Source organism: Methylobacterium variabile (assembly GCF_001043975.1).
Lineage (GTDB): Bacteria > Pseudomonadota > Alphaproteobacteria > Rhizobiales > Beijerinckiaceae > Methylobacterium > Methylobacterium variabile.
Map to the genome: position 1 here is coordinate 1 of NZ_LABY01000057.1, position 12,108 is coordinate 12,108.

At 73.3% G+C, this 12,108-nt stretch carries 11 protein-coding genes; 6 read left to right on the forward strand and 5 right to left on the reverse strand.

Annotation, left to right across the window (positions count from 1 at the left end; all coding sequences use genetic code 11):
• From VQ02_RS09670 to VQ02_RS09680, 3 genes are all read right to left on the reverse strand, one after another.
• The coding region (locus VQ02_RS09670; RefSeq protein WP_209436992.1) for an ATP-binding cassette domain-containing protein at positions 1 to 1,306 on the reverse strand (1,306 nt) is incomplete at its 3' end.
• A gap of 53 nt (positions 1,307 to 1,359) precedes the next feature.
• Positions 1,360 to 2,424, reverse strand: coding sequence for a multiple monosaccharide ABC transporter substrate-binding protein (chvE, locus tag VQ02_RS09675; RefSeq protein WP_048443976.1), 1,065 nt, complete (start codon positions 2,422 to 2,424; stop codon positions 1,360 to 1,362).
• 188 nt (positions 2,425 to 2,612) lie between these two features.
• Positions 2,613 to 3,371, reverse strand: coding sequence for an SDR family NAD(P)-dependent oxidoreductase (locus tag VQ02_RS09680; RefSeq protein WP_048443977.1), 759 nt, complete (start codon positions 3,369 to 3,371; stop codon positions 2,613 to 2,615).
• 147 nt (positions 3,372 to 3,518) lie between these two features.
• On the opposite strand from VQ02_RS09680, the gene VQ02_RS09685 reads away from it, so the two are divergent.
• Genes VQ02_RS09685 through VQ02_RS09700 form a run of 4 tightly spaced genes read left to right on the forward strand, consistent with a single transcriptional unit; the run spans position 3,519 to position 7,424 of the window.
• Positions 3,519 to 4,301: a FadR/GntR family transcriptional regulator gene (locus tag VQ02_RS09685; protein ID WP_048443978.1), complete on the forward strand. Its 783-nt coding sequence runs from the start codon at positions 3,519 to 3,521 to the stop codon at positions 4,299 to 4,301.
• A complete protein-coding gene (locus tag VQ02_RS09690; RefSeq protein WP_048443979.1) occupies positions 4,298 to 5,308 on the forward strand; it encodes an aldose epimerase family protein in 1,011 nt (336 codons plus the stop codon). The genes VQ02_RS09685 and VQ02_RS09690 overlap by 4 nt, the downstream gene beginning before the upstream one ends.
• Positions 5,305 to 6,180, forward strand: a complete 876-nt coding sequence (locus tag VQ02_RS09695) for an SMP-30/gluconolactonase/LRE family protein (RefSeq protein ID WP_048443980.1) — start codon at positions 5,305 to 5,307, stop codon at positions 6,178 to 6,180. The genes VQ02_RS09690 and VQ02_RS09695 overlap by 4 nt, the downstream gene beginning before the upstream one ends.
• 35 nt (positions 6,181 to 6,215) lie before the next feature.
• Positions 6,216 to 7,424 (forward strand): FAD-dependent monooxygenase, encoded by a 1,209-nt coding sequence (locus VQ02_RS09700; protein ID WP_048443981.1) that lies wholly within the window; start codon positions 6,216 to 6,218, stop codon positions 7,422 to 7,424.
• A 118-nt stretch (positions 7,425 to 7,542) separates the two neighbouring features.
• Here VQ02_RS09700 and VQ02_RS09705 read toward each other — a convergent pair whose 3' ends face one another.
• Complete coding sequence (locus VQ02_RS09705) at positions 7,543 to 8,223, reverse strand: nitroreductase (protein ID WP_048443982.1); 681 nt, start codon at positions 8,221 to 8,223, stop codon at positions 7,543 to 7,545.
• Positions 8,224 to 8,336: 113 nt separating this feature from the next.
• Here VQ02_RS09705 and VQ02_RS09710 point away from each other — a divergent pair, with 113 nt between their 5' ends.
• Both VQ02_RS09710 and VQ02_RS09715 read left to right on the forward strand, forming a co-directional pair.
• Entirely contained in the window at positions 8,337 to 9,638 is a 1,302-nt protein-coding gene (locus VQ02_RS09710) for an NAD(P)/FAD-dependent oxidoreductase (RefSeq protein ID WP_048443983.1), read from the forward strand.
• A 28-nt stretch (positions 9,639 to 9,666) separates the two neighbouring features.
• A complete protein-coding gene (locus tag VQ02_RS09715; protein WP_048443984.1) occupies positions 9,667 to 10,422 on the forward strand; it encodes an SDR family NAD(P)-dependent oxidoreductase in 756 nt (251 codons plus the stop codon).
• A gap of 37 nt (positions 10,423 to 10,459) precedes the next feature.
• On the opposite strand, the gene hmpA is transcribed toward VQ02_RS09715, so the two are convergent.
• Positions 10,460 to 11,701: an NO-inducible flavohemoprotein gene (gene hmpA, locus VQ02_RS09720; protein WP_048443985.1), complete on the reverse strand. Its 1,242-nt coding sequence runs from the start codon at positions 11,699 to 11,701 to the stop codon at positions 10,460 to 10,462.
• Positions 11,702 to 12,108 lie beyond the last annotated feature (407 nt).

Below are 12,108 nucleotides of genomic sequence, written 5' to 3' on the forward strand. Positions count from 1 at the left end.
TCGGCTCGTCGAGGATCAGCACGTCCGGGTCGGCGAAGAGCCACTTGCTCAGTACGACCTTCTGCTGGTTGCCGCCCGACAGGTTGACGGTGGCCTGATCGATGCCCGACGAGCGGATGCGCAGGCGCTCGCGGTAGCGCTCGGCCACCGTCCGCTCCCGGTCCTCGTCGATGACGCCGCGTGCCGAGACGCCCGCGAGGTTGGCGAGCGACACGTTGGTGCGGATGTCCTCGTGCAGCACCAGTCCGTAGCCCTTGCGGTCCTCGGTGGCGTAGGCGAGGCCCGCAGCGATCGCCTTCGCCACGCTGCCCAAGTCGGCGGGCCTGGCCTTCAGCCGCGCCTCGCCGGCGACGCGCTGGCCGTAGGCGCCGCCGAACAGGCTCATGGCGAACTCGGTCCGCCCGGCGCCGAGGAGGCCCGCCATGCCGACGACCTCGCCGCGGCGCACGGTCAGGCTCACGTCCTCCACCGCCAGCCGGTCGGGGTGGAGCGGGTGGCGCACGCTCCAGCCCTTCACCTCCAGCAGGGGCTCGCCGATGGAAACGCCGTCCCGCGGCGGATAGCGGTGGGCGAGGTCGCGCCCGACCATGCCCTTGATGATCCGGTCCTCGTTCAGGCGGCCGTCCGGCCCGAGCATCGCCTCGCGGGGCAGGGTCTCGACGCTGGCGCCGTCGCGCAGGATGGTGACGCTGTCGGCGACCCGGGCGACCTCGTTGAGCTTGTGCGAGATCAGGATCGAGGTGATGCCCTGCTCGCGAAAGGCCTCGAGCAGGGTGAGGAGCGCGGCGCTGTCGCCCTCGTTGAGCGAGGCGGTCGGCTCGTCGAGGATGAGGAGCCGCACCCGCTTCGACAGCGCCTTGGCGATCTCGACGAGCTGCTGCTTGCCGACGCCGAGATGCGTGACCAGGGTCTCGGGCGCCTCGTCGAGGCCGACCCGGGCCAGCAGGTCCCGGGTGCGCGCCATGGCGAGCGGCCAGTCGATGACGCCGAGGCGCGACGCCGCCTCGTTGCCGAGGAAGATGTTCTCCGCGATCGACAGAAGCGGCACCAGGGCGAGCTCCTGGTGGATGATGATGATGCCGAGCGCCTCGCTGTCCGGGATGCCGGCGAAGCGCCGCTCCTCCCCGTCGAACAGGATGCTGCCGTCGTAGGAGCCGTGCGGATAGACCCCGCTCAACACCTTCATCAGGGTCGACTTCCCGGCCCCGTTCTCGCCGCAGACGGCGTGGATCTCGCCGGCGCGGACGGCGAGGGTGACGTTGTCGAGCGCCTTCACGCCCGGGAACGCCTTGGTGATGCCGCGCATCTCCAGGATCGGAGACGCGGTCGGCGCCACGCGCGGGGCCGGGGACGCCGCCATCACTTGACCTGCGAGGCCTTGTAGTAGCCGCTGTCGACCAGGGCCTTCTGCCAGTTGTCCTTATCGACGACTACCGGCTTCAGCAGGTAGGACGGCACCACCTTGACGCCGTTGTTGTAGGTCTTGGTGTCGTTGACGTCCACCTGGCCGCCGGTCGAGACCGCGTCGACCATGTCGCTCGTGACCTTGGCGAGCTCGCGGGTGTCCTTGAACACCGTCATGCTCTGGTCGCCGCGCAGGATCGCCTTGATCGAGGGCAGCTCGGCGTCCTGGCCGGTGATCACCGGCATCGGCTGGTCGGACGAGCCGTAGCCGATGCCCTTCAGCGACGAGATGACCCCGATCGAGATGCCGTCATAGGGCGAGAGCACCGCGTCGAGGCGGCGGTTGCCGTAGAAGGCGCTCAAGAGGTTGTCCATCCGGGCCTGGGCCGCCGCGCCGTCCCAGCGCAGGGTCGAGACCTTGTCCATCCCGAGCTGCCTGCTCGGCACGGTCAGCTTGCCGGACTCGATGTAGGGTTTGAGCACCGACATCGCCCCGTCGTAGAAGAAGTAGGCGTTGTTGTCGTCGGGCGAGCCGCCGAACAGCTCGATGGTGAACGGCCCCTTGCCGTCCTTGAGGCCGAGCTTGTCGACGATGTAGCTGCCCTGCAGCACGCCGACCTGGAAGTTGTCGAAGGTGGCGTAGTAATCGACGTTCTTCGAGCCGCGGATCAGGCGGTCGTAGGCGATGACCTTGATGCCCCGATCGCTCGCCTGCTGCAGCACGTCCGACAGGGTGGTGCCGTCGATCGCCGCGATCACCAGCACCTTGGCGCCGGTGGTGATCATGTTCTCGATCTGCGACAGCTGATTGGGGATCTCGTCCTCGGCGTATTGCAGGTCGGCGCTGTAGCCCTTGGCCTTCAGCGCCTGGACCAGCCCCTGGCCGTCGGCGATCCAGCGCGCCGAGGACTTGGTCGGCATCGACACCCCGATCTTGCCCTTCTGCTGGGCATGCGCCGGGGAGGCGAGCATCGCGGCAGCCATCAAGGCTCCGCCGATGAGAGCGACGAACGACTTCATGGTTCCTCCCAAGCCCCCACGTCTTCGTCGCGCGGGGCTGCCGGTGGTTGGGGCCCGGCAGGATTGCGTCCTGCCATTCTGCCGGGATTACTGTCTCTGCCTTGTGGCTGGCGGACGGCGTCCGCCCGGCGGGGATAGCTCGGTCATTCCCCCGGGAGCCGCAGGGCCGTCCGGAGCCGGCCCTCGCCTCACACCCAGCCGCCGTCGACGACGTAGTGCTGGTTGGTGCAGGCGCCGGCCTCCTCCGAGGCGAGGAAGACGGCGAAGCGGGCCACGTCCGCGGGTACCAGCTTGCGCTTGAGGCACTGGCGGGCGTTGATCTCGGCGTCGGATTCCGGGGTCACCCAGAGGGCGAGCTGGCGCTCAGTCATGATCCAGCCGGGCGCCAGGGCGTTGACCCGGATGCCGTAGGGGCCGAAGTCGCGGGCGAGCGAGCGCGTCAGCCCGATCACCCCCGACTTGCAGGCGGTGTAGGCCGCCATGCCGCCCTGGCCGATCATCCACGAGACCGAGCCGAAATTCACGATCGCGCCGGCGCCCTTCGCCTTCATGTCGGGCAGGACCGCCTGGGCGGCGAAGAACTGGTGCTTGAGGTTCACGGCGATCCGGCCGTCCCAGTAGGCCTCCGTCACCTCCTCGGTGGCGTGGCGCTCGTCGTGGGCGGCGTTGTTCATCAGCACGTCCACCGGACCGAAGCGGTCGCGGATCCGCCCGATCGCCGCCTTCAGCCCCGCGATGTCGGTGACGTCGGCGTGCTCGAAGGCGACCGCCCCGTCCTCGCGCGCGATCTCCGCGCAGAGCGCCCGCGAGGGCCCGTCGGCGATGTCCAGGAAGCCGACCCGCGCCTTCTGCCGGGCGAAGTGCCGGACCAGCTCGGCCCCGATGCCGGAGCCGCCGCCCGTCACCACCACGACCTTGCCCGCAAGGTCCGGATAGATCGCCGCCACCGCTTCCTCCCTCGAAGCCCGTCGGTTCGCTCGACGCACTGAAAATCATTTAATATGACTATTCAAGTGGCCCGGCCCTTATCGCGGAATCCTGACGCTCGGGCAAGAGGCGAAATCAAGAGGCGAGATCGGGCGGAGGGCGCAACCTTGGGTGGGATCGAGGCCGGAATCGTTTCCCGCAGGATTCCGGGCCACGCGCGGGTGGCGCGGGCGCTCGGCAGCGGCATCGTCGCCGGGCGCTACCCGCAGGGCAGCGTCCTGCCCAGGGAGGCGGCGCTGCTGTCGCGCTTCCGGGTGTCGCGCACCGTCCTGCGCGAGGCGGTCAAGACGCTCTCGGCCAAAGGCATGCTGGAGACGCGGACCCGCGTCGGCACGCGGGTGCGGGAGCGGGCGGCCTGGAACCTGTTCGACCGCGACGTGCTCGCCTGGTACCTCGAGGGCGGCGTCGACGCGCGCTTCCTGCGCGACCTCGCGGAGATCCGCCTCGCCATCGAGCCGGCGGCGGCGGCCTTGGCGGCCGAGCGCCGGACCCCGGCCGACCTCGACGCCCTCGATTCCTGCGTCGCCGCGATGCGCGACGCGCCGGGCCTGGACCCGGCCTTCGCCCGGGCCGACCTCGCGTTCCACCTCGCGCTCGCCGACGCCTCCGGCAACGTCTTCATGCACTCCGTCGGTGCCGTGACCGAGGCGGCCCTCGACGTGGTCTTCCGGCTCAGCCGCCCCACCGACCCGCAGGCCCATGCCGCCTCCTGGCAGGCCCACGCGGCGATCGCGGCGGCGATCCGGGCGGGCGACCCTGCCGCTGCGGCCCGGGCGACCGAGGTGGTGGTGCGCGACGGCCTGAGAAACGGGGCGGCGGCGGTGGAGGCCGGGCCGGGGGCGCCCTACCCTAACGCGAGCCCGCCCTGCGCCGCGAGGAGCCCGGAATGAGCGACAGAGCCCCCATCCCCGTCGGCACGATGCCGGACGGCAGCCCGATCCTGGAGGCGCGGCTCGAGGGCGAGGGGCTCGGGGTCGCGGTCCTGAGCCTCGGCGCGGTGATCCGCCGGCTCGATTTCCGGGGCCACCCGATGGTGCTCGGCCGCGACGACCCGCACGACTACGTGGCGAAGACCCCGCAATGCGGCGCCATCGTCGGGCGCTTCGCCAACCGCATCGCGGAGGGCCGCTTCACCCTCGACGGCACCACCTACGCGCTGCCCCGCAACGAGGCCGGCCGCAACCACCTGCACGGGGGGGCGCAGGGGTTCTCGCGCCGCAACTGGACCTTCGCGGAGATTGGCGACCGGACGCTCACCCTGACCTACCGGGCACAGGACGGCGAGGAGGGCTATCCGGGTGCGCTCGCCGTCACCTGCACCTACGCCATCACGGCGCCCGGCGCCCTGCGCACCACCCTGACGGCGACGACGGACAGAGCGACGATCGTCAACCTGACGAACCACACCTACTTCAACCTGCTCCTCCCGCGGGAGGGAGGCCCTGCGCCGACCATCGACGACCATGCGGTCGAGATCCCGGCCTCGTCGTACCTGCCGGTCGACGAGGCGCAGATCCCGACCGGTGCGGTCGCCCCGGTGGCCGGCACGCGCTTCGATCTGCGCCGGGCCCGGCGCATCGGCGCGGAGGCGTTCGACCACGCCTTCGTGCTCGGGCGCGACACCTCCGCCGAGCCCCGGCCGGTCGGCCGGGTCACGGCAGCGGGCAGCGACGTCGCCCTCGTGGTCGCCGCGACGGCACCGGCGGTGCAGTTCTACGACGGCACGCATCTCGCCAAGGCCGGGCTCGGCTTCGCCGCCCGCAGCGGGCTCTGCCTCGAGCCCGAGGCCTTCCCCGACGCCCCGAACCACCCGGATTTCCCGAGCGCGACGCTGCGACCGGGCGAGACCTACCGGCAGATCATCGAGTATCGCTTCACGAAGGAGACCGGGCAATGAGCGGCTGGGCCGGCATCTTCTGCGACCGCGCCTGCATCCTCGGCGAGGGGCCGGCGGCGCATCCCGGCCTCGGCCGGCTGTACTGGGTCGACATCCTCGGCAAGCACCTCGCCGAGCGGCCGTTCACGGGCGGCAGCACGACCCTGCACGACCTGCCGGTGATGGCCTCGATGGTGGCGCGGGTCGACGATCACACCCTGCTGCTGGGCGCCGAGGACGGCCTGTATCTCCGCGACATCGGGACCGGCCGGCTGCGGCTCCTCGCCCCGCTGGAAGCCGACCGGCCCGAGACCCGCTCCAACGATGGTCGGGTCCACCCGAGCGGCGCCCTCTGGCTCGGCACCATGGGCAAGGAGGCGCAAGCCGGCCTCGGTTCGATCTACTGGTTCTTCCGCGGCGAGGTGCGAACCCTCTTCACCGGCCTCACCATCCCGAACGCCATCGCGTTCGCGGCCGACGGCACCCACGCGTTCTTCGCCGATTCCGACGCCGGCACGATCTGGCGCGTCGCCACCGATCCGGCGACCGGCCTGCCGACCGGCGAGCGCCGGGTCTTCGTGCAGATCCCCGCCTCCGAGGGGGCGCCGGACGGGGCCGTGATCGACGCCGAGGGCCTTCTCTGGAACGCCCGCTGGGGCGGGGCCAGCCTCGACGCCTACGGGCCGGACGGCACGCGCGTGCGCAGCATCGCCATGCCGGCCCGCCAGGTGACCTGCCCGGCCTTCATCGGGCCCGAGGCCGACACCCTGGTGGTGACCTCGGCAACCGAAGGGCTCGACCCCGACCGGTCCGACGACCGCTTCGCCGGGCGGACCTTCACCGTGCCGGTCAGGGTGAAGGGACGGTTCGAGCCGGGGGTGCGGGTGGCGTAGGGACGTCGACCCGGCCCCTCACGCAGGAAGCCCCCATGGCCCGCCGCATCCTGATCACCGGCGCCAGCATCGCCGGCAACACCGCCGCCTGGTGGCTCGGCCGGGCCGGGCTCGACGTCACCGTGGTTGAGCGCGCGCCCGCCTTCCGGGACGGCGGCCAGAACGTCGACGTGCGCGGGATCGGCCGCGCGGTGCTGCGGGAGATGGGGCTGGAGCGGGCGGCGCTCGCGCGCGGCACCGGCGAGGAAGGCACGGCCTGGGTCGACGCGGAGGGCCGGGCCGCGGCGCGCTTCATGACGGACGCGCTCGGCCCCGACGGCCCGACCGCCGAGCTGGAGATCCTGCGCGGCGACCTCGCCCGCCTGCTCCACGAGGCCGCCCGGGATCGGGCCGCCTTCCGCTTCGGCGACAGCGTGGCGCGGATCGACGCGGATGGCGAGGCCGCGCGCGTCACCTTCGCGAGCGGCGCGACCGAGCCCTACGACGCGGTGATCGTCGCCGAGGGTGTCGGCTCCGCGACCCGCGAGCGCGTGTTTCCGGGCGAGAACGACCCGCGCTGGATGGATCTGACCATCGCCTACTTCACGATCCCCCGGACGGCCGGCGACGACCGCCTCTGGCGCTGGTACAACGCGCCGGGCGGCCGGAGCGTGTCGCTGCGCCCCGACCGCCACGGCACCACGCGGGCGATGCTGTCGATCCAGCAGCGGCTGGGCGGCGAGGAGGCGTGGGACGCCGGCCGGCAGAAAGCCTTCCTGCGCGCGCGATTCGCCGATGCCGGCTGGGAAACGCCGCGCGTGCTGGCCGCGCTGGACGATGCGAACGACGTCTACTTCGACGTCCTTCGCCAGGTGCGGATGCCCCGCTGGTCGCGGGGCCGCGTCGTCCTGACCGGCGACGCCGCGTGGTGCGCCACGCCGCTCGCCGGCATCGGTGCCACCCTGGCGATCACTGGCGCGCGTGTACTGGCCGGCGAACTCGCGCGCAGCGGCGACGTGCCGGCCGCCCTCGCGGCCTACGAGCGGGCGATGCGACCGATGGTCGAGCAGGCGCAAGGCGTGCCGAAGCTCGCGCCGCGACTGATGCACCCCCGCAGCCGGCTCGGCATCCGGCTGCTCCACGCCGCCCTGCGGGCGGCGAGCCCGCCGGCGCTTCGCGGAGTGGCGGGAAAGCTGTTCGGCGGGCAGCGGGCGGAGCCGGACCTGTCGCGCTACGAGGACGGGCGGGCCGGAGCGACGGCCTGAGCGCCGGGCCCGCCTCGCCCGACGGAGCCGAGCCTTTCCTGTCGCTCGGGGGCTGCGCCGCGGGAACGAGGACGATGGGGCCGGATGCCGATCCTGCCACGCAGATCGATCCTCCGCCTCAAGCGTCGTGGAACATCGCGTAGCCCTCGACCGGCTCCCGCTCCGCCCGCAAGGCATTCACCGGCTCGTCCGGATCGGCGAAGCCCAGAGCCATGCCGCACACCACCATCTCGCTCTCCGCGATGCCGAGCTGGGCCCGTACCACGCCCGGATAGCTCGCGATCGCGGCCTGCGGGCAGGTGTCGAGGTTCCGGGCGCGGGCGGCGATCATCAGGGTCTGCAGGAACATGCCGTAATCGAGCCAGCTGCCCTGCTCCAGGTCGCGGTCGATGGTGAAGACGAGGCCGACGGGGGCGCCGAAGAACACGAAGTTGCGCCCCATCTGGCGCGCCGCGCCCTCGCGGTCGCCCTTCCCGATGCCGGCGAGGCCGTAGAGCTGCCAGCCGAGCGCCCGCCGCCGGCCGAGATAGGGATCGCGCCAGTGGACCGGGTAGTATTCGTATTCCCGGGCCTCCGGCTCAGCCCCGGCATGGGCGGCCGAGAGGGCGTCGGTCAGGCGGCGCAGGGCCGCGCCGGTGCCGACGTGGACCTTCCAGGGCTGGATGTTGCTGCCGCTGGGCGCCCGCCCCGCCAGGGCGATCAGGTCGCGGATCGTCGCCTCCGGCACCGGGTCCGGCCGGAAGCCCCGGACGCTGCGCCGGCTGGTGATGGCCTCGTCCACGGCCTGCGTCGGTGTCATCCCCGCCTCCCTGTCCCGCTTGCTCATCGACGTTTCTGCCGCTCCCCGCCGGCCGTGGCGCCGCCGCGGCCGATCGGGCATGGTGCCGGACCGATCGAGGAACCGACAGCCCCGTGAACAACGATCCCCGCTCGCACGGCCTCTGGGAGAGAACCGCCCCGCCCGCCCCCGACACCCCGGCCCTGCGGGGCGACGCGACCGCCGACGTGGCGGTGGTCGGCGCCGGCTATACCGGCCTGTCGGCGGCGCTGCACCTCGCGAAGGGCGGCGCCCAGGTGACAGTGCTCGAGGGCGAGGCGGTCGGCTTCGGCGGGTCGGGGCGCAATGTCGGCCTCGTCAATGCCGGCCTGTGGGTCAAGCCCGACCTCGTGCCGGCGGCCCTGGGCCCCGAGCGCGGCGAGCGGCTGCTGACGCTCCTGGGCGCGGCTCCCCGGCTCGTCTTCGATCTCGTCGCCGAGCACGGCATCGCCTGCGAGGCGGAAGGGGCCGGCACGCTGCACTGCGCGGTCGGACCGAAGGGCCTGTCCGACCTCGAGGACCGGGCCCGGCAGTGGCAGGCGCGCGGGGCGCCGGTGCGCCTCGTCGACGCCGCCGAGGCGGCGTCGCTCACCGGCACGCCGGCCTATGCGGGGGCGCTCCTCGACGCCCGCGCCGGCACGATCCAGCCCCTCGCCTATGCCCGCGGCCTCGCCCGCGCGGCGCTGGCGGCGGGGGCGGCGATCCACGCCGGCAGCCCGGTCCTCGGCGTCGCGGAGGACGGGCCGCGCTGGCGCCTCGCGACGCCGGGCGGCACGCTGACGGCCGACTGGGTCGTCGTCGCCACCAACGCCTACACCCGGGCACCCTGGCCGGAGATCCGGGCCGAGATCGCGCACCTGCCCTACTTCAACATCGCGACGGCGCCGCTCGGTGACAACCTGCGCGGCACGATCCTGCCCGGACGCCAGGGCGCCTGGGACACCAAGTCGGTGCTGACCTCCTTCCGCCTCGACCAGGCCGGCCGCCTCGTCATCGGCAGCGTCGGGGCCCTGCGCGGCTCGGGCGGCCCGGTGCACCGGGCCTGGGCCCGCCGCACCCTGCGCGCCCTGTTTCCGCAGGCCGGCGACGTGCCGTTCGAGGCCGAGTGGTACGGACAGATCGGCATGACGGCGGACGCCCTGCCGCGCTTCCACCGCCTTGCCCGCAACGTCGTCGGCTTCAGCGGCTATAACGGCCGCGGCATCGCGCCGGGGACCGCCTTCGGGCGCGTGCTCGCCGACCTCGTCGCCGGCCGCGTCGCGGAGGCCGACCTGCCCCTTCCGGTCACCGCGCCCGCACCGATCGGCTTCCGGATGGTGCGCGAACTCGCCTACGAGGTCGGGGCCCAGGCCGTGCACCTCGCGCAGGCGCGGGTTCGAGGACGGGCGGCCTCGTGACGGCGGGCCGCAGAAGGCCGCCGGCCGCATGAGCGCCGTGACGCGGGTCACCCTGTTGACGGGTGCAGGCAGCGGCATCGGCCGCGCGACGGCGCTCGCCCTCGCGGCCCCCGGCCACGGCCTCGTGCTGCATACGGGCCGCAACGCGACCGGCCTCGCCGCCGTCGCCGAGGCGGCGCGGGCGCGGGGCGCCCGGGTCGCGACCTGGCTCGGCGACCTCGCCGATCCCGGGACCGGCCCGGGCGGCGTGGCCCTGGCGGCCGAGACCTTCGGGCGCCTCGACGCCGTGGTGGCGGCCGCCGGCAAGGCGCAGCGGGGCAGCGCCCTCGCCCTCGACGCCGGCAGCCTCGCCGGCGCGCTCAGCCTCTCGGCGGAGTCCTTCCTGCGCCTGGCGCAAGCCGCGGCGCCCTTGCTGCGGGCCGGCACGGCGCCGCGGCTCGTCGCGGTCTCGTCCTACGTCGCCCATCTGTACCGGGCCGAGCTCGGCCTGTTCGCGGCCTCCGCCGCCGGCCGCGCCGCCCTGGAGGCGCTGGTGCGGAGCCTCGCCCGCGAGCTCGCCCCGGACGGCATCACCGTCAACGCCGTGGCGCCGGGCCTGACCGCCAAGGATCCGGGCCGCGCCGGCGCGCTGGCCCGGGAGGCGATCGCGGCGCTGGAGGCCGCCATCCCCCTCGGCCGCCGGGCCGCCCCGGACGAGATCGCCGCGGCCGTCGCCTTCCTGGCCTCGCCGGCCGCCTCCTACGTCACCGGCCAGGTGATCCGCGTCGACGGCGGCCTCACCTGAGCGGCCGGGCGACATCGGCCCGGCCGCGGCTCCGGTCTCACGCCGCCTCGCGCGGCGCCTCGTCCGCCAGCTCGTCCGCCGGTCCGAAGAACTCGTAGCGGATCCGCTCGGCCGGCACGCCGAGGCGGGCGAGGCCGTGGACGAGGCTGGCGAGGAAGGGCCTGGGGCCGCAGAGATAGTAGGTCGCCTCCGCGGGGGTGTGGGCGACGAGCCATTCGGGGGTGATGCGGCCGGCGGCATCGTAGTCCCGGCCGCGCCGGTCCCCGGCCTCGGGCACCTCGTAGACGGTGTGGAGGCGGATCGCCGCGCACGCCGCGGCGAGTTCGCGGGCCTGGGCCGCCATGGCGTGGACCCGGCCGTTGAGGGCGCCGTGGACGTACCAGGTCGGCCGCTCCGGGGTCTCGGCGGCGATCGTCTCGAGCATGCTCATCATCGGGGTCAAGCCGACGCCGCCACTCACCAGCACCACCGGCGCGCGGGACCCGCGGTCGAGCACGAAGTCGCCGGCGGGGGCGGCCACGCTCAGCACCGTGCCGGGGCCGGCCGCGTCGTGCAGCCAGGACGAGACCAGGCCGGCGGGACGGCCGGGCGCGCCCTCGCGCTTCACGGTGATGCGGTAGGCCCGGTCGTTCGGCGCGCAGGACACGGAGTAGTTGCGCTTGAGCACGCCATGACCCGGCAGGTCGAACCGGATGCCGAGGGACTGGCCCGGCGCGTGGGCCAGCACCGGCCCGCCATCCACCGGCACCAGCAGGAAGGAGCGGATCGTCTCGCTCTCGCGCGTCACGCTCTCGACCGCGAAGTCGCGCCAGCCGGCCCAGCCGCCGGGCCGGGATTCGTGATCGTGGTAGATCGCGGCCTCGCGGCCGATCAGGATGTCCGCCAGGAACCAGTAGGCCTCGCCCCAGGCGGCGCAGATCTCCGGCGTGGCCGCCTCGCCGAGCACGTCCCGGATCGCCCCGAGGAGCGCTTCGGCCACGGAGCGGTAATGTTCGGGCCGGATCGCCAGGGTGACGTGCTTCTGGGCGATGCGCTCGACGGCGCCGGCGAGCGCGCCGAGGTTGTCGATGTTGCGGGCATAGGCCAGCACGGCGTTGGCCAGGGCCCTGGGCTGGGAGCCGGTCTCGCCGTGATGCGACTGGTTGAACAGGTCGCGGATCGCCGGATCCTGGAAGAGGCGCTCGTACATGCGCCGGGTGATCGTGAGGCCGTGGGCCTCCAGGGCCGGCACGGTGGCCTTGACGAGGGCGATGGTGTCGGGGCTCAGCGGGGACGGCATGGCGTCGCTCAAAGATGCATTCGATTTGCACCTTCTACTCCGGCCGGTTGAAGGTGTATAGAAATTACATGTTATACCCTCGCGCCTTGGCATCGACACGTCGATGCGAAGGCGTCCGGCGCATCAGCGCCGGCGCCCGTTCGGGCTTGCCTTGCGCCTCCGAACGGGTCCGTTCGAAGGCGCGGCGGTATTACCGATCTCGACCGGGCGGGGCTCACCCAGACGATCCGCGCCACGCCGGCCCGGCCGGTGGAGGAGGCCAAGGAGCACGCGGCGGTCCATTGTATGCCGCTCCGGCGGGGATCGCCGCCGTCTGGTTCAAGGCGGCGCGGAAGAAGGCACCTCGCACGGATGCACGGTCACTGTGCCGGTCTGCGTGGCTCGCGGCGGTCCCCTCCACCAAAGCA

Bases quoted from the DNA above. Each gene is read 5' to 3' on its own strand.
- VQ02_RS09700 (WP_048443981.1), top strand. From the start codon at position 6,216: ATGGCCCGCCGCATCCTGATCACCGGCGCCAGCATCGCCGGCAACACC.
- chvE (WP_048443976.1), bottom strand. From the start codon at position 2,424: ATGAAGTCGTTCGTCGCTCTCATCGGCGGAGCCTTGATGGCTGCCGCG.
- VQ02_RS09695 (WP_048443980.1), top strand. From the start codon at position 5,305: ATGAGCGGCTGGGCCGGCATCTTCTGCGACCGCGCCTGCATCCTCGGC.
- hmpA (WP_048443985.1), bottom strand. From the start codon at position 11,701: ATGCCGTCCCCGCTGAGCCCCGACACCATCGCCCTCGTCAAGGCCACC.
- VQ02_RS09715 (WP_048443984.1), top strand. From the start codon at position 9,667: ATGAGCGCCGTGACGCGGGTCACCCTGTTGACGGGTGCAGGCAGCGGC.
- VQ02_RS09705 (WP_048443982.1), bottom strand. From the start codon at position 8,223: ATGACACCGACGCAGGCCGTGGACGAGGCCATCACCAGCCGGCGCAGC.
- VQ02_RS09690 (WP_048443979.1), top strand. From the start codon at position 4,298: ATGAGCGACAGAGCCCCCATCCCCGTCGGCACGATGCCGGACGGCAGC.